Origin of the sequence: Caproiciproducens faecalis (assembly GCF_019448085.1) — a bacterium.
GTDB classification, from domain to species: domain Bacteria; phylum Bacillota; class Clostridia; order Oscillospirales; family Acutalibacteraceae; genus Caproiciproducens; species Caproiciproducens faecalis.
This window is the reverse complement of sequence record NZ_JAGFNZ010000004.1, coordinates 233,088-255,900: the sequence shown is the minus strand read 5'-3', so window position 1 is coordinate 255,900 and position 22,813 is coordinate 233,088. Positions and strand designations below refer to the sequence as shown.

The following is a 22,813-nucleotide window of genomic DNA, read 5'->3' as shown; positions in this document are numbered from 1 at the left end:
TTTTCCATCCTTTAAATCGTGAAATCATTTTCACTTTTCAGTTCGATCGCCTGTTCAAAGACGTTTTTAATCACCCGGATAATCAGTGCAAAAAAGGCACAGGCCACGGCCACGATGAAAAACGACGCGTAATAAAAGCCCGAACCAAAAGTGATGACGCCGACGGCAATACAAGTCCACGAGATCATTCGGAGCATTTTTGTGTTTACCAGCACAAATACACTGCCCGCGCGGATGTTTATGAGCAACGTGTTCAGACAGTAGAGCAGGAAAAATCCCGGCACCGCGCAAAGATAGATGGTAATGCGAAACGGCAAATGCAAAGCTTGAATTGCCGGTGCATCCCCGAAATACCAGCTGACAATCGTTGGCGCGGCACATACGCCCACCGCCAACAAAACAGCGAACAGTCTGGTACAAAAGATGGAAAGCGTCAATGATTTCGAATAATTCCACATACAGCAGAAGCCTCCTCTGTGATTTCATTTGTATTATATCACAGCGATTACTAATTATCAATATTAATTTATTGTTTATCGATATATTTTATTTGTTATTCAATAACTCATGTTGCAAATCAAACTATTGATACCAAATTCCTTTTCTGCGAATATAAAAACAGAAAGCAATTCTGATTACCGGAAAATGGCCGAAAAAAGCCGCGGAACACAAATCAGTGCTCCGCGACTTTCAAAGTTTTTTATTAAAATTCAGTCTTGAATCATATTGTTAAATTCTTCTTCGGAAATGACTGTTACCCCCAGCTGCTGCGCCTTTGTCAGCTTACTGCCGGCATCCTCTCCCGCCAATACATAGTCGGTCTTTTTGGAAACGCTGCCGGAAACCTTTCCGCCCATCTTCTCGATGATGGCACCCGCCTGTGTCCGGGTCATGGTCGGCAGAGTTCCCGTGAGCACAAAGGTTTTGCCGTAGAAACGGTTGTCATCCACCACTGTTTTACAGAGCATATTGACCCCCGCGTCACGCAGACGGCCAATCAGATGGGCTGTGTTGTCCAGTGTAAAAAACTGAACCACACTGTCCGCCATAATCTGGCCAAAACCGTCAATCGCGGCAATTTCCTCCGCGCTGGCGTGAAAAATGGCGTCCATATTCTGAAAATAGGAAGAAAGAAGCTTCGCTGCCTTTAATCCGATATGAGGAATTCCAAACGCATAGACAAGACGGTACAGGTCATTGTCCTTCGTCTTTTGGATCGCGTCGATCAGATTTTGGGATGATTTTTCGCCCTTTCGCTCCAAAGAAGCAATCTGGTCAAAACGAAGGGTATACAGATCTGCGGGCGACGTGAGCAGTCCCTGTTTAATCAGTTGCTCGATTACCGCCGGACCCAGACCGTCAATATCCATGGCGTCGCGGCTGGAAAAATGGATCATATGGCGCAAAAGCTGCGCCGGACATTCCGGATTGGTGCATCGCGTAGCGGCTTCACCCTCTTCACGGGCAACCTTCACACCGCAGGACGGGCAAACCTCGGGCATTTCATATGGTACGGAGTCTTGCATATGGGATACAACGGAAACGACTTCCGGAATGATCTCTCCGGCTTTTCTCAGAATTACCGTATCGCCGATACGGATATCCTTTTCACGGATAAAATCCTCATTGTGAAGCGTGGCACGGCTCACCGTCGTCCCCGCTAGGGTAATCGGTTCAAACACACCCGTCGGAGTTAAAACGCCGGTACGGCCGACATTGATTTCAATGCTGAGCAGCCGGGTTTCCTTCTCTTCCGGAGGATACTTAAACGCTTCCGCCCATTTGGGGAATTTGGAGGTACTCCCCAAAACCTCGCGCTGGGCAAAGGAATTCACTTTAATCACTGCGCCGTCAATGGAATAGTCCAGTGAGCCGCGCAGCTCGCCGATTCGATTGACTTCGGCTACCACTTCGTCTACCGTGGAGCAAGCTGTAAAGAAGGGTGGTACGGCAAAGCCGAGTTCTTTCAAAAAGTTCAATGCGTCGTCATGATTGTGAAGCTCTTTCCCCGTTACCTGCTGCACATTAAATACAAAGATGTCCAGCGTACGGGACGCGGTAACCTTTGAATCTTTCTGCCGGAGAGAGCCCGCCGCCGCGTTGCGGGGATTTTTAAAGGGCTTTTCGTCGTTGAGCTCCTGCCGCTCGGAAAGACGGAAAAAGCTTTCATGCGACATATAAACCTCGCCGCGAACTTCCAGAAACGGCAGCGCTCTGGTAAGCTGTTTCGGTACGGTACGAATCGTTCTGAGGTTATCCGTTACATCCTCCCCCACTGTACCGTCGCCGCGGGTGGAGCCCCGTACAAACAGGCCGTCACGGTACTCAAGAGAAACGGAAAGGCCGTCAAATTTGGGTTCTACAATGTATATGGGATTCTCTACAGCAGAACGCACTCTGCGGTCAAAATCAATCAACTCCTGCTCCGAAAAGGAGTCGTGCAGGCTTTCCATAGGAACGGTATGCACAACAGGCTGAAATTTATTGAGAACCTCCGCACCGACCTTCTGCGTGGGAGAGTCGGGCGTAACCAGCTCAGGGTACTGCTCCTCAAGCTGCTGCAGGCGGCGGTACATCATATCGTACTCATAGTCGTCAATTTCCGGCGCGTCTTCCGTATAGTATTTTTTATTATGATACTCAATTTGTTTTCTCAGTTCTTTTAACTGTTTTTTCGCTTCTTTAACATCCATCATAATCAATCCTCTCGCTACTAATAATAGCAGATTAACTAATATTTGCAACTACCTGAGGCACCTCGCCCACAATGATTGTTTCTGCAACGGGCACATTGGTTTCCACCTCCGTGGTCGTGTCAAATCCGGGCAGAAAAGAATACACGCTGGTATGTACGTTGAGAATGATCTGATGCTTGGTTTGGTTGATGCCGGCGGACTCAAAAGTACTTTTAAAATCCGCGTTCACGTTACCGGAAAGCGTCAATCTGAGCGGTACCTTCGGTCCCCAGCCGTGCAAAAGATCTCCCCCTGTGAGCGAGCCCAGAGGAACCCCAATGTCCAAGTGGCCGTCGTCGCCGATATCCTTCTGGACATCAGCAATAATTGCGGATTTCAATTCATTCATTTTTATCATTTGCGTCGTAATCGCCAAAACTTTGCCTTCGCCGTCCCGTTCCACCGTAACCAGATCTTTATAGGTGATACCGTTTTTGTTCAATTCCTGTGTTATAGCATTGTTGATGGTATCGACGGATTTAATCCGCGCCTGATTGGCGGTAATGGATTTGATAATGGGACGGAACTGGGAATCAATTAATATTATAAACGCAAAAAAGCAAACTATGACAATCAGCAATTTCCAGGAATTCCGCGTATGTGAACGGCTGCCATAGCCGAATCTATGCCACCTTCTCATAGCAACACCTCCCAAATCTTATATCTCCATAATACTCAGGAGGAATCAAAATGTGAAAAGACAGAAAAAAGGCGCAAAGAAACTTGAGTTCCTTTGCGCCTTCAATAAACAAAAATTACTCGGCAGGTACTTCTTCTGTCTGCTCAACAGGTTCGAGCAAAGCTCTGATGGAAAGGCTGACGCGTTTCTTGTCAAAATCAACTTCCGTAATTTTGGCTTTCACAACATCGTTCACCTTTAAAACATCCTGCGGCTTTTCGATTCTGTGGTCGGCGATTTGAGAGATATGTATCAAACCGTCGATACCAGGAATAATTCTTGCGAAAGCGCCGAAAGCGGTCATACCGACAATCGTAGCGTCACAGACTGTGCCAACAGGATAATCACGTTTAAGGACTTCCCACGGGTTGTCCTCCGCGCGCTTGTAGCCAAGGGAAATTTTTCCCTTCTCCTGATCGAGACCCTTAATATAAACCTTAACCGTATCGCCAACGTTGACAACTTCGGAAGGATGCTTGATTCTGCCCCAGGAGAGCTCGGAAATATGAATCATGCCGTCAATGCCGCCCAAATCCACGAACGCGCCGTAAGCGGTCAGGGACTTCACAACACCGGTATATTCCTTGCCTTCCTCAGCGGTCTCCCAGAATTTCTCTGCCTGTGCTTTTCTCGCGTCCTTCAGTACGGAACGGATAGAGCCGACAGCACGTCTGCGGCCGCGGTTTACTTCGATAATACGGAAATTTACTTCTTTCTTCAGCAGGTCTTCCAGCGCGTCGCCGCGGGAAGCAGTAGCCTGAGAAGCGGGGATAAATATGCGCACACCGTTTGTAACAGCGATAACGCCGCCCTTAATGACTTCAGTGACAACACCGGTCAGAACAGCCTCGTTCTCTTCCGCTGCGGTAACGGTTTCCCAGCCCTTTGCGGCGTCCAAACGCTTCTTGGAAAGCATGATGGTGCCTTCCTGATCGTTGGTACGCATGATGAGAAGATCCATCTCATCGCCTACTTTTACAACATCCTCAGGACGGACGTTGGGGTCCGCAGAAAGCTCTGCCGCCGGAATAAATCCAGCCTGTTTTCTGCCTACATCGACATAAACTTCACTGGGAGTAATGCCGACAACTACACCGTGTACCTTTTCATCTGTATTTAAATTCTTTAGGGATTCCTCAAGCATCTCCTCGAAGTTTCCCTCGGCATTATTCTCCATTAAGTTTTGACCAGCACCCTCGTTGATTTCTGACATGGTATCAAGTACCTCCTTTATAATGCTTGCCGGCGTTGAAGCACCGGCAGTAATGCCAATACATTCGGATTCTTTTAGAGCCGCCAGCGGAAGCTCGTCCGCTGTTTCTATAAGATAAGTGGTGCAGTTTTTCATGCACACATCACGAAGTTTTGCTGTATTGGAGCTTTCCCTGCCGCCGATCACAATCATCGCATCGCATTGTCTGGACAAAAACTCCGCTTCTGATTGACGCTTAGCAGTCGCATTACATATTGTATCAAAAATTGTTGCATTTGTATATACCCTTTTTATGATTTCCAAACAATTTTCCCATTCAGAGACGCTAAAAGTTGTCTGAGCTACCACACAAAGGGATTCTTCCCGGTTAATCGGAAAATGATCCATCATATTCTGCAGTTCGGCGGCATTTTTGAAAACATAACAGTTCCCCGAACAGTGCCCCCGGATACCCTCTACTTCCGGATGGTGGGAGTCCCCCGCAATCAGTACGGTTTTTCCTTCAGCTGAAGCTTTTGAAACAATATTGTGTATTTTTGTGACGAAGGGACAGGTCGCGTTGGCAAACTCTGTTTTTTTCTCCAGAAGACTGTCATAGACTGCCTGTGAAACCCCGTGAGAACGGATGACCATCGTTGAATCAGCGGGAACAAAATCCGGCGACTCCACGATCGTCACGCCGCGTGCGGCAAGCTGCTCCAACGTCTGAGGATTATGAATGATTGGTCCCAGAGTACAAACTTTTTTGCCCTGATCCAAAAGCTCGTTTACCATTTCCACTGCCCGGTTCACGCCAAAACAGAATCCCGCGGAACGGGCAACCATGATTTTCAATGTTTTTCCTCCAGCATTTCATTTATCTTATCCGCAATTTTCCCTGCCGCCGCGCGCAGAGAAGCGGAGGAGTGATCCGGCATATCAAGTTCCTCAAAAGGAATAAGCTCCCCAAAACGGACGGTAACCTGACAGAAAGGCTTTATCACGCCGTCGCAATAAATGGCTACCGGCAGTACGGGAGCCTGCGCTTTGTAAGCCAACATAGCTGCCCCCGCTTTCGGCCGAAAAGGCGAGTTGTCAAAAACACATTTCCCCTGCGGAAAAATCCCCAAAATCCCCCCGTCCTGCAGGATGTGAACGGCGGTTTTCAGCGACTGCGCGTCGGCACTGTCCCTCACAACCGGAAACGCGCCCATGCGGTACAGCCACCAGCGCACCAGTTTTCCGTGATTGTCAAAAAGTTCGGATTTCCCCATATAGCGAATCTGCCGCCGGAAAGGCGCGGCGAGAAAAAGCGGATCAATCACCGATTTGTGATTACTGCAAAGAATCAGTTTTCCGCTCTCCGGAATATTGTCCACTCCCTTGTACCGCACCCGATAAATCATGCGGGCAAAGGGAGCCGCCAGACGAAGGCAGAAAAAATACAGACTCATTTCAGACTCTCGCGGCAAGGAAAGTGTCCAGATCCCGTTCGCGCAGTTCCGCTATTTTTTCCATTACAAAGCGGGAAGCGTTGCGGTATTCGCTGCCGGAGCCGTTTTCAATGCCGAGTTCCTCCGGTTGAATCAGCTTTCCGTACGAAACGATGCATTTATGGAACATTTTCGGCACCCCGCCGTCCTTAGCGGTAATACAGCATGGCAGAATCGGAGCGTTGTATTTATAGGCAAGCATCACAGCGCCTGCCTTGGGCTGAAGAAACTCCCCCGTTTTGGAGCGTGTTCCCTCGATAAAAACACCGAGAGCCTGTTCGTTTTGAAGCAGTTCCGCGGCCTTATTGATCGCCGTCTTGTCACCCCTGCCCCTCTGTACGGGGAAAGCGCCCAGCGAAGAGAGCAGCAGACCCAAAGCCTTATTTTCAAACAGCTCCGCTTTGGACATAAAAAAGATCTGACGGTGCTGTGTAAAAGCCAGACGAACCGGATCCGAAATGCTGACATGATTACAGCACACAATTACTCTGCCGTCCTCCGGCATATATTCCGTGTTGTTAACCTTATAAGGAATAAAATATTTCAAGAATCCCTGAACAAAAATCTTGCCAAAATTATAAAGCGGCGTACGTTTCATAGTCTCACCAGTTTCATTTATTATATTGCAGATTTTTTTTAATTATGGAAGTCAGCTGCTCCACCGACTGTTCGAGCGTATTGCCTGTTGTGTCTACGATAATAGCGTTTGCGGCGGGAACAAGGGGCGCGACGGCACGATGAGAGTCGTTGTAGTCCCGCGTCTTCAGATCGCTCAGCACCTCGCTGTAATCAGCCTGTTCCCCTTTTTTAATCATCTGCTCGTACCTTCTTCTGGCGCGCTCCTCAGGCGAAGCAGTCAGGAAGATTTTGACCTGAGCGTCCGGCAGCACCACTGTTCCAATGTCGCGGCCGTCCATGATAACATCGTTGGTCTTCGCAATGTCTTTCTGCAGGGAAAACAAAAAATCCCTGACAGCGGGAATTGCCGAAACATTGGACGCCGCCATAGAGACCTCCGCCGTGCGAATGTCACAGGAAACATCCTCGCCGCACAAAATTACTTTTTGTTCGCCATTTTGAAAGGCGAGCGTAACATGAACCTGTTTAAGAAGCGGGGTCACAGCCTGAGAGTCCGATGTGTCCACTCCCTGTTTCAACATATAAAGTCCAACAGCACGATAAAGTGCGCCGGTATCTACATAAATATAGCCGATTTGTCTGGCTGCACGGCGTGCAATTGTACTCTTGCCCGCTCCTGCAGGCCCGTCAATGGCAATTGCAGTCATTCGTGATCCTCCTGCCTATTCAGTGAATTTGCCGCGAGGCGGCCGGTGCAAAAAGCAATCTGCAGGTTAAAACCGCCGGTGTACGCATCCACATCAAGCACTTCTCCGGCAAAATAAAGACCCTGAACCAGTTTTGATTCCATAGTCTTTGGATTTACTTCACTGGTTTTCACGCCGCCGGAAGTGACAATTGCTTCCTCAATCGGGCGAAAGCCGGAAATGGAAATCTCGTAAGCCTTCAGCAAGTTCACAAAAGCCCTGCGCATCTCTTTGGTAATCTGGTTGCATTTCGTTTCAGCGGGAATGCCCGATTTTTCGACCATAACCGGAATCATTTTGCTGGGAAGCAGCGCGGACAAAGAATTTGAAAAATCCTTGTTGCGGTTCAATTCAAAATCGCGCTGAATCCGGGCGTCAAGCTGCTCCGGGGTAAGCGCAGGCTTCAGATCGACGGAAATACGGTAACGTCCCGGTGACATTTCGCCCATATGGGCGCTGGCACTTAAAATCATAGGGCCGGAAACACCGAAATGCGTGAAGAGCATTTCCCCGAAATCTTCATATATATTTTTCTTTTTTACGGTATCAAATACTTTCAGGGCTACATTTTTTAACGAAAGTCCCATCATGCTCCGGCATTCTTCACCGTAAGCGACCAGCGGTACCAAGGAAGGACGCAGCTGGGTCACGGTGTGGCCGGCCTGTCTGGCCAAGCGATAACCGTCGCCGGTGGAACCGGTGCCGGGATAGGAAGCGCCGCCGCAGCAAACCACTACGGAGCTCGCCAAAATCTGAGAACCGCCCTGCAGTTCTACACCGAAAACCGTATGATCCTTTAAAATCAGCCTTTTCGCTTCGCCGGTTATAAGGTTGACCCCGCCGCTCCTGACAAATCCAACCAGCTTATCAACCACGTCTACCGCCTTGTCGGACTGCGGAAACACCCGGTTGCCGCGTTCCGTTTTGACAGGGAGACCCAAATCTTCAAAAAAGCGGATGGTGTCCTGCGGGGTAAACTGGTTGATGGCACTGTAAAGGAAACGGCCGTTGGACGGAACCGAAGAGATGAAGGTCTGTACATCGCAGCTGTTGGTAATATTGCATCTGCCCTTTCCGGTAATCATCAGCTTGCGGCCGGGCCGGGCGTTTTTTTCAAGCAGGCAGACACGCAGTCCGTTGCTCGCGGCAGTTCCGGCGGCTATCAGGCCGGCAGCTCCTCCGCCAATAATCAGCGCGTCATAAGGCCGGTTCAATGGATTTATCATCTACCTTTTCGTATACTCCGTATTCATCCCAAATATCTTCCAAACGCTTAAACACCTGAGATACCTCTTCGGATTTTTTCAGCGTAGTTGTAACAATCAGCGCATTAATAAGGCTGAGCGGGGCCACCAGTGAATCGACAATGGACGCAATGTCGCTCCGGGCCAGCAGAAGGTTATCCGCCTCGAGCGCCAGTGGGGACAGCGCGCTGTCCGTAATGGCTACGACCGTAGCACCCCTGTTGTGGGCAAAATTCAGCGCCTTCACCGCTTTTTTAGAATACCGCGGGAAACTGATGCCGATAACGACGTCCTGCTCGTCCACGCGAATCATCTGCTCAAAGATCTCGCCTTCACTGGTCGACTGCACCAGAAGGACGTTTTCAAAAATCAGATTAAAGTAATAGGATAAAAAAGTTGCCAGAGCCAGAGAGCTTCTCGCACCTAAAATATAAATTTTGCGCGCTTTAATAATGGCATCCACCGAACGATAAAAATCTTCGTGAGGAGTTTCTTCCATAGTCCTGCGGATAATATCGATATCCTGATTAAAAACGGAATCGAGGATGTCGTTATTGCCGATGCGGCCCGCCGTTACTTCCATTCTCTGAACGGAGGTAAGTTTGTTGCGGATCATCTCCTGCATAGCCTGCTGAAGCTCCGGGTAACCGGTGTACCCTATTTCCGTCGCAAAACGGACGACCGTTGACTCACTGACACCGACGGTAGCACCGAGCTTGGAAGCAGTCATAAACGCCACTTTGTCGTAGTGTTCCTCAATATATTTTGCAATCAGTTTTTGCCCTTTTGAAAAATCGCCCATCCTGTTTCTGATTCTGACGGCTAAAAGATTATTCATTCTACCAACTCCTGTTATTCATATTAATTCGAAACGGCGTAAAAATCAAGTGTCTTTATATGTTTTTGCAGGAAGTAATTCCCTTCAATTCATTTTTCTGTCTGTTACAAAAAAAATTCCCCTTTTCAGGGGTGGTGCAAATATGTCCGTATTTTACTTCAGCCATTTGCCTACAAACCGGTGAAACCTCTGAAAATACATTCCCACCAAAGATGAAATTGCGTAATCATACACAACAAACACGCAATTACCTGCTGCCAGAAAAGCCCACGGCAAATACACGCCAAAAACGGTAAAACTGTCTTCCGGTACACCCAGCACTTTAATACTGAGAAAAAATCCCAGAATCATAGCGGCGTTAAAAACGGCAAATTTCAGCAGCCAGGATAAAAAACGCTGATGAATTCTTTCAAAATACGCTTTCAAAATCGGGTAATATCCGAAAAATATTATAAACAGCATGGCGGCTTCCTTGTCCCCCGCGAGCAGCAGGGAAAGCAGTGAAGACGCCAGGTAGACCGGCCACGCCCAGCCCGCGCCCAGTTCTATCACAACCACAATCAGCAAAATGCCCGCGAACGCGGGCAAAGCATAGGTTCCTATGGAGATCAGCCCGGTCAGGAACATCGCCATCGTGCAAATCGCAGTGATAATTCCGCAAAACGCCAAACGAACAGTTTTGCTCAAATCGATCCCTCCCCGTAAAAGGTCAGCAGCAGGGGATTAAGTCTCCGCCCATACATTCACAGCAGCAGTCCGCGCAAATCAGCGACGAGCACATGTCACATCCGCTGCAGCTTCCAGTACGGGGCATGTTGGGATTGTAGCCGCCGTAAACACCGTTTCGCTGACTGGTAACCTGATTCATCGCCGCGCGGTATTCTCCATTGTAGGGGTCTATCTGACAGGCTCTGGCAAAATTGTTGTATGCCTCTTCCAGCCAACCCCTTTTATAGAGGACAGTCCCTTTTAAGAAATACCATTCGGCATTCCTGTTTTCCGAAGGGACACCGTTTAAAATCTGTTCCGCATCCGCAATACGGCCCAGCATAATCAGATTTCTCACGTCGTTGAAGCCGGAGTAGGAATTGGTTTGGTTCGGGCCGGTATAACCCGTATTGGGTGCCGTGTAACCACCGCTGTAGCCGCCGTTTTTCTGCTGTTTTCTTTGCGCAACAACCGTGTCGTAAGCCTCGTTAATTTCTTTCATTTTCTCACCGGCAAGGTCGGCGATAGGACTTCCGGAATAATTATCGGGGTGATATTTTTTGGCTAATTCACGGTAAGCGGTTTTAATTTCTTCATCTGTCGCGCTTGGAGATACTCCTAATATTTTATAAGGATCAGACATGCATTTTCTCCTTTTTAAAAAGTAATTCTTTTTGTATATCCGGCAAGCCTTTCAAAACAACGTTTTGAATGATCTCATTAAAATGATCCAAATCCAAAATATTCAAAGCAGCCGTCAGTTGGGAAAGCGTGAGGTTGAGCACTTGATTCGCGTAGTTTCTTGCCTTGTCCAAATCTTCGGGGCTGCTGGAATCGTCCAAACGGAATTTGATAACAAACGGATTGAACGACGCTGTTTTGAGATCCTTTTCCATATCGTCCGCGGCGTCAATCAAATATACCCAGCGGCCTAAAAAGTAGCCGAACTGACGCAGGATCCGCGCTTTGGGATCGTCTGGTTCCGTATCTGTTCCGGCAACGGACTCAAACACCTGCTGAAGCATTTTTGCCGTAGGCTCCGCACAGGAATCGATGGATGAATCGGGAGCCTGCTCCGCAGCTTTCTGTTCATCGACGGAAGCGGCAACGATGGCGTCAAGTTGGGGAAAATCAGCAGCCGCTTTTCGGTGTGCCCGTGCCGCAAGAAGCAGCATGGCGTACGCACGGATTTTTCCCCAGAAACGGGAATCCACTATATCGTCCCTGATTTTATAGTAAGTCATAATCACGGAAAGTGCAGAAGCGGCAACAAATTCCTGTTCCCCGGAACTGCAAAAGGTGCATTTTTTCATCGGGTTTACAACACAGCGTCCGCTGTGAAAGCCGGGGCACTCCGGACGGAACGAAAGCAGCAGCATCGCGTAAAAAGTACAGTCATAGCTTAAAGTAAGCCGCGACAAACCCCCGTAGCTTTTGCCCAGCTGACGGCACAGGGAACAGTATACCCCCTTGTACTGTTCATACTCACGAACAAGCAACTCAGATTTTTGCGGTCTTACATAACCAAACACAGAATCATCCTTATTATCATAGCATATCCAGAAATATTCATATATTATTTTACTATATTTAACACCACAATTTAATGAACGATATGTAAATTTTATTAATTTCTAATCCAATGGAAACAGATAGACAAATAAAATCTTAATTCTTCCATTTTGCTATGTTTTTGCATAAAATATAGCACTTGCAATTGTGCACTATGTATGATATTATTGTAATAGAAATGTAAATCCTGTTATTTTTTCTACCGATGGCACATAAAAAGATAGATTCCAGATTATTGTAATTACGAAAGCAACATGCTATAATCTGCTCAGAAGGAAATCCCATTTTTAGGAGGTTAAGAATATGAAACTGTACGACATTGATGTAGTAAAACTGATCGAACTTCTGGATAAGGCAAAAGGAAATGTCTATCTCATCACTGAGGACGGCAATACGCTGAATCTGAAGAGCAAACTTTGTCAGCTGTACGGTGTGAGAGCACTTTTGGAGAGCGCGAAAAACTCAACGGTTTCTGCGGAACTGAACGTAGAAAACCCTGAAGATGAACTGATGTTTATCAATTATATGATGAGCAAATAAACTTTTAATCATGATGACCGCCGCTGTAGGTTACAGCGGCGGTTTTTGCATACCTCTATGGATTCCTGTTACTTTTTCAGCTCGAACCGTGCCACCCTGTCGCGGAGCAGTCCCGCCTGAGCGGAAAGTTCCTCCGCAGAGGCCGCACTTTCTTCCGCAGTTGCCGAGTTGGTCTGAACAACCGCAGAGATCTGAGAAACACCCGCGTCGATCTGCTCTATGAAATTAGCCTGTTCGCTGGAAGCCGATGCAATCTGCGTTACCAGAAGATTGATTTCTGTGGATTTCCGAACAATCTGGTTAAGCAAATCCGCCGTTTTACCAGCGATTTTTGTTCCGTTGTCCACCGCACGGACAGAATCCTCAATCAGAGCGGTGGTGTGTTTCGCTGCTTCGGCACTTTTGCTGGCCAGATTCCTGACTTCTTCCGCAACAACCGCAAAGCCTCTTCCGGCCGCTCCCGCCCTTGCTGCTTCCACAGCGGCGTTCAGTGCCAGTATATTGGTCTGAAACGCAATGTCGTCAATCGTTTTAATGATCTTCGTAATTTCATCCGAAGATACCCGAATCTGATCGATGGCCCCGATCATTTCTCCTATGGTCTGCTTGCCAGAATCCAACTGCCGCTCTGCGTCCTGTGCAGCCTGCCTTGCGTTTCCTGCGTTTTCCGCATTCATTTTAACCTGCCGTGAGATTTCGTTGATGGAAGCGGACAACTCCTCAATGGAGCCAGCCTGTTCCGCGGCGCCGCTGGACAGTGCCTGTGCGCCATTGGCGATTTCACCCGCCCCGGTAGCCACCTGCTGCGCCGCAACCTCAATTTCCCCGAATACCGTGTTCAGGGAATCGATGATTTCCAGAAGCGCTTTTTTGATTGGAGCAAAATCACCGGTGTAGTCGCGTTTTACTTCCAGCCTCAGGTTTCCACTGGACATATTCACAAGCACGTCGGATATTTCCTCGATGTAGCCGCTCAGCTTTCCGGAAGTATCCTTAAATATAGCCGCCAGCTCACCCAATTCATCTTTGGTATGTACTTCAATATTAGAATGGAGGTTGCCATTGCCCATATCAGTGGACAGCGCAAAAACGCTGGCAATTGGAGAAAGTGACCGCCTGATTTGATAAAAGACGATCAACCCGATTACAATAATCCCGATCATCCCGGCAATGCCCACAAGAACAATCAGCACGGTAATTTCGCTCAGAGCTTCCGATTTTTGAACAACGAAGGTACTGGTCCAGCTTTCGTCGATTCCCTCAATTTTCAGCGGCTGGATAACTTTGAACTCATGACTGTTTGTTTTTCCGTCATACTTCGTTCCCGCTTTTGCTTTGTCCGCCGTATTGGATATATAGTTGGAGCCGGCGGAAAGGATATAGTTGCTGGAGGTTGAATATCCGCCCAGATCATAGCTGAGTTTGTTGATGGTATCAGTCAGAATATCCGTGTTGGCAACACCTAGGAAATTCCCTCCTTCATCTAAAATCGGATTGCTTATGGTAATCAGCCAAACCATTTCGCCGGAGCTGAGCTGATAGGAGTATGGTTCCGAGATGTGCGGTTTCTTTGTTTGCTTACTGACCGCGTAATATTCTCCATCTTTGTAAGTACTGTAGTCGCTCAGTACATCCAGTTTTTTCTGTGTGCCGAATTTATAGGCATAGTATGACCGGCCGTCCGCGGTTTTTTCAAACATGGCATTCGGTTCAAACGCCACATAAGCCGAAAAAATCCGTGTATCATCCAAATAGGCGGACAGGTCTTTCTTGATGAACTGATCGCGCGTATAGGAATCCAGCTCTTTATAGCGATAAACTTCCAAAGCCAGCGACTTTGAAAGGGTTTGCATATTGTTTAAGTAAGACGAAGCTAAATAGGCGTTATTTTCCGCAAGATTATTAATATTGTTTACAACCGTTTTTTCCTGTGCCGCGGAAAGGTAAATGTTCAGAAACACACATAACGCCACCATCATGACGGCAACGGCAGAAATAATTCGTAGCGGGATTTTAAATGCCAGCTTGTTTTTGTCGGCTTTCAGATGAATCTTACGCAACTGAATTTTACTAAACTGAATTTTTTGAAACTTCATTTTGGGGATTTTGAAAGTATGCAACTTCATCTTTTTCATTATTTTCTCCTCTCAACCGCATTGATCTCTGATCTGCCGCATCAGTGCTTTTAACTCAGCCGAATGATTAATGTTATATATCGACATTTTTTGCATAAAATGAAGCAAATCAATATTAAAAAAGCATTGTTGTAAAAACTCACAACAATGCTTTGTTTTTGAAATAATTTCTATTAATAAGCGGCACTCAGGGGATTCAGCACGCCGTACCCCTTATTTTGTATGTCATCTATAAACTGAATGGCCTTGCCCGCACCAAGCGCTACACAGATCTGAGAATCCTCGGCGATCTTCACCGGCATTTTCGCCTTTTTGGAAATCAATGTGTCCATTCCGTAAAGCTGAGCGGAACCACCCGTCAGAATAATCCCATCCGAATAAACGTCACCCATCAGTTCCGGCGGCGTTTTTTCCAGCATTTCCTGAATCGTGCGAACAATCTGCATAGCCGGTTCAATCAACGCCTCCAGCATTTCGTCACAGGAAATATCTGCCCACTGCGGGAGCCCGGTCATCGCGTTCCTTCCCTTGATTCTGTGGCTGCAAAGGTCTTTTCGTGGATATACGCAGCCAATTGCGATTTTTGCTTCCTCAGCCATACGCTGACCGATGATCAAATTGTATTTTCTGCGGATATATTTCATAATTGCCTCATCAAAGGCATTCCCGGCGACCTTGATGGAACGGGAGATTGCAATACCGCTCAGGGAAAGCACTGCCATGTCCGAAGTACCGCCGCCAATGTCCACAATCAAAGTCCCGTGCGGAGTAGAAATGTCTACACCAGCTCCCATAGCGGCAGCCACGGGTTCCTCAATCAGACAGATTTTGCGCACTCCCGCCGCGCTGATTGCATCCACTACCGCACGTTTTTCCACTTCTGTAATCTGACACGGCACACTGACAACGACACGGGGCATAAACACCTTGCTCGCGCTGATTTTTTTCAGATAAGTGCTAATCAGATACTGCGCCAGATCAAAATTAGAAATAACGCCGTTGCAGAGCGGATGGGATACGGAAATTTTGTCCGATGTACGCCCAACCATTTTGTAAGCTTCCGTTCCGATGGCCACAACTTCGTCCGTTTCCACGTTAACGGCAACTACTGCCGGTTCATTAAGTATAATGCCTTTCCCGTCAAGGTAGATCTTGACGGCTGATGTACCAAGATCTATGGCAATGTCAGTACCCAGCACATAATCACATCCAATCTATAATACTTTTTATTATATAATAAAATAAGGACTTTTTCAACTTAAAGTGCGTGAGCCGCCGCCGCGCAGATCACCTTTTTTGCCCCCGCGTCCAACAATACGGAGGCACATTCGCCCAGTGTGGCGCCGGTAGTCACAATATCGTCTATCAGAAGGATCCTTTTTCCCGCTGCTTGCTCCCCTTCATTGATACGGTAGACCCCGCGAACGTTTCTGCGTCGATCCTTTTCGCTCAGTTTGTGCTGTTCCGGGTTGTCATGAGTCTTAATCAGGTACTCCCGGTATGGCAGGCCAAGACATTTTGCAACCGCCTTTCCCAAAAGCTCCGACTGGTTGTAGCCTCTTACCTGATACCGTTCCGCAGAGATCGGGACGGACGTTACGGAATCGAACAGCTCCTGAGGAAATTTTTTTCCGATCTGCGCGGAGAGGCTTTCCGCGTAAAAGCCGGTATATTCATTATGACCGTAAAATTTAAAGCGGATGATGGATTCCCGGATTTTTCCCGTATACGGATAAGGGGCGAAACATAAAATAGTTTCACCGGAATTTGGCAAATAAATGCATTTTATGGCAGAGGCATGTAAAATTTCTTTTGAGCATTTTTCGCATACGCTTTGTCCGGGTAAAGCAATTTCACGGCAGAAAATACATTTCGGCGGAAAAATCAGATCCAGGAACACGGAAAAAAGCTTAGAGCTCATTCTGCGCGCCTCCGGTCAGAAAATAGTAAAGTCCGGAGTACCGGCGCATTTTTCTGTCATTTTCGACCATCTGCTGGATTGCCTTCTGCGACCCGACAAGAATCAAAAGGGATTTTGCACGCGTAATCGCGGTATACAGCAGGTTTCTGTACGAAAGCTGCGGCGCACCCTGAAACATCGGCATTACAACGGCGGTAAATTCATTTCCCTGGCTCTTATGTACTGTCATCGCATACGCAAGTTCCAACTCCGCCGCAGATTCCAGCTCATAAAGCACCACGCGGTCGTCCATCTGCACCGTAACGGTGGAGGCCCTTCGGTCGATCCCGCACAAAATGCCCAGATCCCCGTTAAAGACCCCTTCCCCGCTGGTTCCGTCCAGTTTGACCCAGCCAAGGTTATAATTGTTTTTGATCTGCATCACCTTGTCGCCTTCGCGAAACAGGATTCCGTTGATAGTGATTTCCTTTTTGGTCTTTTCCGGGGGATTAATGACCGCCTGCAATTTTTTGTTCAGCTCCACCGTCCCCAGTTCCCCTTTTCTGGAGGGGGACAACACCTGGATGTCCGACAGAGAGGAATACCCATAGCTTGCGGGCAGGCGGGCAGCGCACAAATCAACAATCGTTGAACTGATTTCAGCCGGACTTCCATAAGGCAGGAAGAAAAAATCGCTGTTTCTGACGGCGAGCTCCGGCATCTGCCCTTTTACAATTCTGTGCGCGTTCATTACAATCAGACTCTGCATGGACTGACGGAAAATCTGGTTGAGCTGAACAACGGGTAACAGCCCGGTGGCAATCAAATCTCCCAAAACGTTGCCCGGTCCGACTGAGGGCAGCTGGTCACAGTCGCCCACCATAATCAGACGGCAGCCCAGCGGCAGTGCGCGAAGAACCGCTTCAAAAATATTGGTGTCTACCATGGAAAGTTCGTCAATGACCAATGCGTCGCATTCCAGAAGATTCTTTTCGTTCTTGGCGAACACGGGCAGATCATTTTCGTCCCACTCCACCTGAAGCAGACGGTGGATGGTTTTTGCTTCCTGACCCGTCAGCTCCGACATCCGTTTGGCAGCTCTTCCGGTCGGTGCGGCAAGCAGCACCTTCTCGCCCTTTGTCTCAAGAATCTTGATGATTGCGTTGAGCGTGGTGGTTTTTCCGGTTCCCGGCCCGCCGGTCAGAATCAGCATGCCTTTGGAAAGGGCCTCTTTAATCGCCTGTTTCTGTCCGTCGGCGTACTGAATTTGAAACGTATCCTCAATATTTGAAATATAATTGTCTATTCCCACAATGGACTGCGCCGGAAAACGAAGCATCATGTTCAGCCTTCCGGCGGTATACAGCTCAGAACGGTACAGCTTTGGCGTAAAAATATATTCCCGGCCCTCAAAAAGAACCGCAGAAACGGATCTTTCCGCTTTCAGCGCCTCCAGTGTTTCCAGAGTCTGGTCCGCTTCAATACCGAGCATGCGCTGCGCGGCGGACAGAAGCTTGTCCGTGGGCAGGCAGGTATGCCCGTTGCTGATATTGTGCTTCAGAACGTGCAGAATCCCCGCACGCACCCTGCAGCCGTCATCCTGCGGCCGTTCCAGTGAAGCGGCAATGTCGTCGGCACGTTCAAATCCGATTTCCAGTCCGTCCTCACACAGGCAGTAAGGGTCCTCCTGCACACGCTCCGCGGACTGGGGGCCGTAGAGCTTCCAAACTCGGACGGCTTCGTCGGGCGAAATGCCGAAGCTGCTGAGATACAGCATAATTTCCCGTATCCCGTGTATTTTTTTGAACTCGTCGCTCATTTTGTTTGCTTTTGATTTTGTAATGCCCTTGATGGCACAGAGACGCTCCGGCTCTTCTTCCAGCACCTGAAGCGCGTTCATCCCGAACATGTCCACAATTTTCCCCGCGGTTCCCGGGCCGATCCCCCGTATGGCGCCCGAGGAAAGGTATTTCAGCATAGCGGCCGCGGTGGACGGCTTTGAACGCTCAAAACCATCCACCTTAAACTGGGTTCCGTAATTGGGATTGTTGACCCAGCTGCCGACCACGCGCACTTCTTCGCCGGCGCTGACCAGCGGCATGGTACCGACAGCCGTAACCAGTTCTTCGCCGTTATTTATTTCTATAATCGCATATCCGTTTTTTTCATTTTTAAAAATGACCTGTTCCACAGAACCGGTCATTTCCAGCATTTGATCTTCCCGCATGAAACTCCCTCATAATTGTTATTCATAAATCCAGTATAATACATGAGCTATGTATTTGCAAATTTATTGACATAGAATATCCGGAAGTTCCTCCGGTGTGCAGATCTCCACCCCGGGGTTGCGGTTGGAAATGATTCTGCATACCACATTTGTTTCTTCATCCATTCCTTTGTCAAGACAGATCAGCATTTTTTCACCGCCACTAATCCATTTCAGTCTTTCGATTGCGCTTTCCATCAGCATTTCGGCGCCTTCATCATGACCTTCCACAGAAACGACCAAATAAAGCTTGCCCGGACGGGAGGGCCTGAGCATCCAGAAAATGATATTCCTGACGACTTCAGCGGCACCGATGATGGCCAGAAGAACAAAGAAGGTTTTTGCCAGGATCTCAAGCATAAAAAGTCACCTCAGCACAGTTTATGTGCCGAGGTGACCAAATGCTATGCTTATTTTGCCAATGCGGCTTTTAAAGCGTCTACCTTGTCGCGTTTTTCCCACGCAACATTCAGGTCTTCACGGCCCATATGGCCGTAGTTGGAGATGGAACGGTAAATCGGACGGCGAAGGTTCAGGTTATGAATAATTGCTGTTGGACGGAGGTCAAACACCTTTTCTACTGCCGCCGCAAGCTCGTCGTTGCTGTATTTGGAAGTCCCGAACGTGTCCACCATAATGGAAACAGGTCTTGCCACACCAATGGCATATGCAATCTGAATTTCACACTTTTTAGCCAAACCCGCCGCAACGACGTTCTTTGCCGCGTAGCGTGCCGCATAAGCCGCGGAACGGTCAACCTTGGTGGGATCTTTCCCCGAGAAAGCGCCACCGCCGTGTCTGCCGTAGCCGCCGTATGTGTCAACGATAATTTTTCTACCGGTCAGTCCGCTGTCGCCCACAGGGCCGCCGATAACAAAACGCCCGGTTGGGTTGACAAAGAACTTCGTCTTGCTGTCCAGCCATTTTTCAGGAACAACCGCTTTAATCACATGCTCTATAATATCTTTTCTGATCTGCTCCAGTGTGGCGTCGGGGTCATGCTGAGTAGAAACAACAACCGTGTCTACTCGTACCGGATCATCCCCGTCATACTCAACAGTTACCTGTGTTTTTCCGTCCGGTCTTAAATAGGAAAGCGTACCGTCCTTTCTCACCTGGCTCAGGCGTTTGGACAGCCTGTGTGCCAGCGAAATGGCCAGCGGCATCAATTCAGGCGTTTCATCACAGGCATAACCGAACATCATGCCCTGGTCGCCGGCGCCAATTACATCGTTTGCATCCGTCGCGCCCTGCTTTGCTTCATAGGACTGGTTGACGCCCATTGCGATATCAGGGGACTGAATGTCAATGGAAGTGATTACACCGCAGGTGTTGCCGTCAAAGCCGCAGGCGGGGTCATCATAACCGATGTCCTTGACTACCTGACGTGCTACCGATGCAATGTCCACATAGCAATCGGTTGAAATTTCGCCCATAACATGGATGACACCGGTAGTGGCTGTCACCTCACAGGCAACATGTGCTTCCGGATCCTGTGCAATAATTTCATCCAGCACGGCATCTGCAATCTGGTCGCAAAGTTTATCGGGATGCCCCTCCGTCACTGATTCAGATGTAAAAAAATGTCTCGCCATAGAAAAATCCTCCTAAAAATATAAAAATCATAAAAGAAAATGCCGTCCGGAAAATCCGAACGGCGTGTATTAATTACCTCATCTTTCGGCTTTACCGCAGGATTTGGCACCTTACACTTTGTAGGTTGCCGGACATCATAGGGCCTGTTCCCTCCGTCACTCTTGATAAGGGCATATTCAATTTTACGCCATCATTATAACATAAATTAGTTTGATCGTAAATACATAAAATATGCAAAGTCTCTGCCGTCAGGCTATCATAATCTGTGCTGTTTGAATAAGTTCCTATTTTCTGCCCATTTTGTTATGTAAAATGGGACTTACATGCTTATAGACCAGCATGGTGACAGCTGATACAAGAACACCCTTTAACAGGTTGAACGGCGCCACGGCAAGCATCACAAAAGAATTAAGGTCATTAATGGAAGGGTTGACCGCATGACCCATACCAATCAGCGCATCCAGCGGCATGTTGAAAACCTTCGCATAAAACGGCAGCAAAACGAAAGCGTTCAGCAGGCTGCCGACCACAATCAGCGTAAGGGTGCCCACTGCCATACCGAACATCGCGCTTTTTTTAGACTTATGATATCTATAAATCATTGCACTGGGGATAATAAACGAACAGCCGATGACAAAGTTCGCAATATCGCCGACTCCGCCCGTGGAGCTGCCGTGGATAATCAGATAGAGAAGAACTTTTACCAGCTCAATGATAACACCGGCAAACGGCCCCATGGCAAAGCTACCGATCAACACCGGAAGCTCACTCAGATCAATTTTATAAAAGCTTGGCGCAAACCAGAGGGGTATTTCCACGACCATCAGAATGGCGGCGATAGCAGATAAAATTCCGATTTGAGCAATTCCTCTGGTATCTAATAATTTCGTTGACTTTTTTGCGTTCGTAATTGTATTCATGATTTTCTCCTATCTACTTCATAACAGTATTTTTGATAACAAAGCGGGAAAATAATGCCGAGAACACACAACCTGCTACTTCTTCATCAGTAAAACTCCCTTTTTTAGCTGCCAACGAAAAAAAAGTCCCGCAGAAAACTGCGGGACGAAAGCATACGCAAATACGCGCAATCTTCTTCCATCCGGACTATACCGTCGGCTTTGGAATTGAACCAAATCAGCTTTCGCTCGCGGGCTCGTCGGCTTTCGCCGCTTTACCGCCGGTGGGGAGTTGCACCCCGCCCCGAAGACAACTATTTAATTAATATGATTATAACACCGAATCATCAGGGTGTCAATCTTTCTGCAGATATTCTTCCGGAATACTCTGATTGACAATCTTGTTGATGTATTTCAAACTGAACGCCGGAGTATAGCGTTTTACGCCATGTACGGCCGCCAGAGCGTCCGTATACTGACTGAGCGGATAAATAGTGATACCCGCACACCGCTTGCCGTAGTGCGTCACAATCGGTTTAAACTTCATATCCGTAAACGCCGTTTTGTTTGTGGCAAAATCCTTTGTCATCGTAACGGTCAACATGCCGCTGACCATATTGTCCCCGCTTTGCTGGGCGGAAACAAGATTGCCAAACGCAAAAATGACCGGGCATTTCGTCCCGTCCTTTCGGGTAAGAACCGTCAGCTTTTGTAAAACATGGGGATGGTTCCCAAAAATGATATCAGCACCCCAATCCACCATATTCTGTGCCAGCGTTTTTTGCTTTTCAGAAAGTGTATAAGTATTCTCGTTGCCCCAGTGGACAGAAATAACCACGACGTCCGCCATGGATTTTGCCTTTTTGATAAGTTTCTCAATCAGCTCCGTATTATTCGCGTAGATCAACCGGTAATCAGAATTTTTGGGTAAAAACAAGCCGTTCGTCATTTCCGTAATACCGATATGGGCGGTTTTGATTCCCTTTGATTCCACAATACGGATATTCTGCAAGTCTTCATCGTTACGGTAGGCACCGACCACTTTGACAGACGGTTTGGTTGCCCAGTAGTCCAGTGTGGCTGCAAGTCCTGCTTCATTCCTATCCAGAACATGGTTGTTGGCGTGATTGATAACGTCAAACCCCAAATTTACCAGCTCGTCACCCAGTTCGGTGGGGGAGTTGAAGCGCGGGTAACCCGACGGAGGCGCAATCTTTCCTGCAATCGGTGTTTCCTGATTGATTACGGAAATATCGGCATTTTTAATATCCTTGGCTATGCGCGAATAAACCGGTGAAAAATCATATCCTTTTCCCCCTGCCCTGCTTTGTGCCTGTTTATAAATCACATCGTGAATCAAATCGTCACCGACACCTAAAATTGTTATGGAAACCGGCTTGGGTACAGGTTTTGATTCCGGCTTTGATTCCGCTTGCAGCGAAACTGCCGTATGCACGGAGGAGGATGCTCCCGATAACGGCTGTTTTGTCCTGTTTCCCTGATTCTGCAGGAATAAAACCATGGAAGCTACGCAGGTGCCTACCAAAACCACAGCCAGACATACACGGAAAATGATCGGAGACAGCTTATTTTGGCCCTTCTTCATGTAAATACCCCTATTTCGTTATTTCAGCGTAAGTTTGTAGAATTTTGCTGAACTTACACATGCTATGTCTATATTATAGCACAGA

The 22,813-nt window shown here is 47.9% G+C and carries 21 protein-coding genes and 2 riboswitches; of the genes, 1 reads left to right on the top strand and 20 read right to left on the bottom strand.

Annotated features, from left to right (window positions below):
• Positions 1-11: 11 nt before the first annotated feature.
• From J5W02_RS11625 to J5W02_RS11570, 12 genes are all read right to left on the bottom strand, one after another.
• Positions 12-458: a DUF2975 domain-containing protein gene (locus J5W02_RS11625; RefSeq protein ID WP_219965852.1), complete on the bottom strand. Its 447-nt coding sequence runs from the start codon at positions 456-458 to the stop codon at positions 12-14.
• A 252-nt stretch (positions 459-710) separates the two neighbouring features.
• Entirely contained in the window at positions 711-2,693 is a 1,983-nt protein-coding gene (ligA, locus tag J5W02_RS11620; RefSeq protein WP_219965916.1) for an NAD-dependent DNA ligase LigA, read from the bottom strand.
• A 34-nt stretch (positions 2,694-2,727) separates the two neighbouring features.
• Positions 2,728-3,375: a sporulation protein YunB gene (gene yunB / locus J5W02_RS11615; RefSeq protein ID WP_219965851.1), complete on the bottom strand. Its 648-nt coding sequence runs from the start codon at positions 3,373-3,375 to the stop codon at positions 2,728-2,730.
• 115 nt (positions 3,376-3,490) lie between these two features.
• Positions 3,491-5,461 (bottom strand): bifunctional 4-hydroxy-3-methylbut-2-enyl diphosphate reductase/30S ribosomal protein S1, encoded by a 1,971-nt coding sequence (locus tag J5W02_RS11610; RefSeq protein WP_219965850.1) that lies wholly within the window; start codon positions 5,459-5,461, stop codon positions 3,491-3,493.
• A complete protein-coding gene (locus J5W02_RS11605) occupies positions 5,458-6,060 on the bottom strand; it encodes a lysophospholipid acyltransferase family protein (RefSeq protein WP_219965849.1) in 603 nt (200 codons plus the stop codon). The genes J5W02_RS11610 and J5W02_RS11605 overlap by 4 nt, the downstream gene beginning before the upstream one ends.
• Before the next feature lies 1 nt (position 6,061).
• Positions 6,062-6,697: a lysophospholipid acyltransferase family protein gene (locus tag J5W02_RS11600; protein WP_219965848.1), complete on the bottom strand. Its 636-nt coding sequence runs from the start codon at positions 6,695-6,697 to the stop codon at positions 6,062-6,064.
• A 13-nt stretch (positions 6,698-6,710) separates the two neighbouring features.
• Entirely contained in the window at positions 6,711-7,385 is a 675-nt protein-coding gene (gene cmk, locus J5W02_RS11595; RefSeq protein WP_219965847.1) for a (d)CMP kinase, read from the bottom strand.
• Positions 7,382-8,650, bottom strand: coding sequence for a BaiN/RdsA family NAD(P)/FAD-dependent oxidoreductase (locus tag J5W02_RS11590; RefSeq protein ID WP_219965846.1), 1,269 nt, complete (start codon positions 8,648-8,650; stop codon positions 7,382-7,384). Before J5W02_RS11590 ends, cmk begins: the two co-directional genes overlap by 4 nt.
• A complete protein-coding gene (locus J5W02_RS11585; protein WP_219965845.1) occupies positions 8,622-9,506 on the bottom strand; it encodes a MurR/RpiR family transcriptional regulator in 885 nt (294 codons plus the stop codon). Before J5W02_RS11585 ends, J5W02_RS11590 begins: the two co-directional genes overlap by 29 nt.
• Before the next feature lie 153 nt (positions 9,507-9,659).
• Positions 9,660-10,193 (bottom strand): hypothetical protein, encoded by a 534-nt coding sequence (locus tag J5W02_RS11580; protein ID WP_255575713.1) that lies wholly within the window; start codon positions 10,191-10,193, stop codon positions 9,660-9,662.
• A gap of 22 nt (positions 10,194-10,215) precedes the next feature.
• Complete coding sequence (locus tag J5W02_RS11575) at positions 10,216-10,857, bottom strand: J domain-containing protein (RefSeq protein WP_219965844.1); 642 nt, start codon at positions 10,855-10,857, stop codon at positions 10,216-10,218.
• The gene (locus tag J5W02_RS11570; protein ID WP_219965843.1) at positions 10,850-11,746 is read right to left on the bottom strand and encodes a DUF5685 family protein; all 897 of its coding nucleotides are present in this window, start codon (positions 11,744-11,746) and stop codon (positions 10,850-10,852) included. Before J5W02_RS11570 ends, J5W02_RS11575 begins: the two co-directional genes overlap by 8 nt.
• 343 nt (positions 11,747-12,089) lie before the next feature.
• Between J5W02_RS11570 and J5W02_RS11565 the strand changes: the two genes are divergently transcribed.
• Positions 12,090-12,326 carry a hypothetical protein gene (locus tag J5W02_RS11565; protein ID WP_141825118.1) on the top strand — a complete coding sequence of 79 codons (237 nt, stop codon included), beginning with the start codon at positions 12,090-12,092 and terminating at the stop codon, positions 12,324-12,326.
• A 68-nt stretch (positions 12,327-12,394) separates the two neighbouring features.
• On the opposite strand, the gene J5W02_RS11560 is transcribed toward J5W02_RS11565, so the two are convergent.
• From J5W02_RS11560 to J5W02_RS11525, 8 genes are all read right to left on the bottom strand, one after another.
• Positions 12,395-14,422: a methyl-accepting chemotaxis protein gene (locus J5W02_RS11560; protein ID WP_219965842.1), complete on the bottom strand. Its 2,028-nt coding sequence runs from the start codon at positions 14,420-14,422 to the stop codon at positions 12,395-12,397.
• Positions 14,423-14,634: 212 nt separating this feature from the next.
• Positions 14,635-15,660 (bottom strand): rod shape-determining protein, encoded by a 1,026-nt coding sequence (gene mreB / locus J5W02_RS11555; RefSeq protein WP_219965841.1) that lies wholly within the window; start codon positions 15,658-15,660, stop codon positions 14,635-14,637.
• A gap of 59 nt (positions 15,661-15,719) precedes the next feature.
• The gene (locus J5W02_RS11550) at positions 15,720-16,382 is read right to left on the bottom strand and encodes a ComF family protein (RefSeq protein WP_219965840.1); all 663 of its coding nucleotides are present in this window, start codon (positions 16,380-16,382) and stop codon (positions 15,720-15,722) included.
• On the bottom strand, positions 16,372-18,588 hold the full coding sequence (recD2, locus tag J5W02_RS11545; RefSeq protein ID WP_219965839.1) for an SF1B family DNA helicase RecD2: 2,217 nt from the start codon (positions 18,586-18,588) through the stop codon (positions 16,372-16,374). Before recD2 ends, J5W02_RS11550 begins: the two co-directional genes overlap by 11 nt.
• A 63-nt stretch (positions 18,589-18,651) precedes the next feature.
• Complete coding sequence (locus J5W02_RS11540; RefSeq protein ID WP_219965838.1) at positions 18,652-18,987, bottom strand: hypothetical protein; 336 nt, start codon at positions 18,985-18,987, stop codon at positions 18,652-18,654.
• A gap of 50 nt (positions 18,988-19,037) precedes the next feature.
• Positions 19,038-20,222, bottom strand: coding sequence for a methionine adenosyltransferase (gene metK, locus J5W02_RS11535; protein WP_219965837.1), 1,185 nt, complete (start codon positions 20,220-20,222; stop codon positions 19,038-19,040).
• Between the two features lie 75 nt (positions 20,223-20,297).
• Positions 20,298-20,394: riboswitch (SAM riboswitch) on the bottom strand.
• 113 nt (positions 20,395-20,507) lie between these two features.
• Complete coding sequence (locus tag J5W02_RS11530) at positions 20,508-21,143, bottom strand: ECF transporter S component (RefSeq protein ID WP_219965836.1); 636 nt, start codon at positions 21,141-21,143, stop codon at positions 20,508-20,510.
• A 166-nt stretch (positions 21,144-21,309) separates the two neighbouring features.
• Positions 21,310-21,438: riboswitch (FMN riboswitch) on the bottom strand.
• 39 nt (positions 21,439-21,477) lie between these two features.
• Positions 21,478-22,728, bottom strand: coding sequence for a CapA family protein (locus J5W02_RS11525; protein ID WP_219965835.1), 1,251 nt, complete (start codon positions 22,726-22,728; stop codon positions 21,478-21,480).
• Positions 22,729-22,813 lie beyond the last annotated feature (85 nt).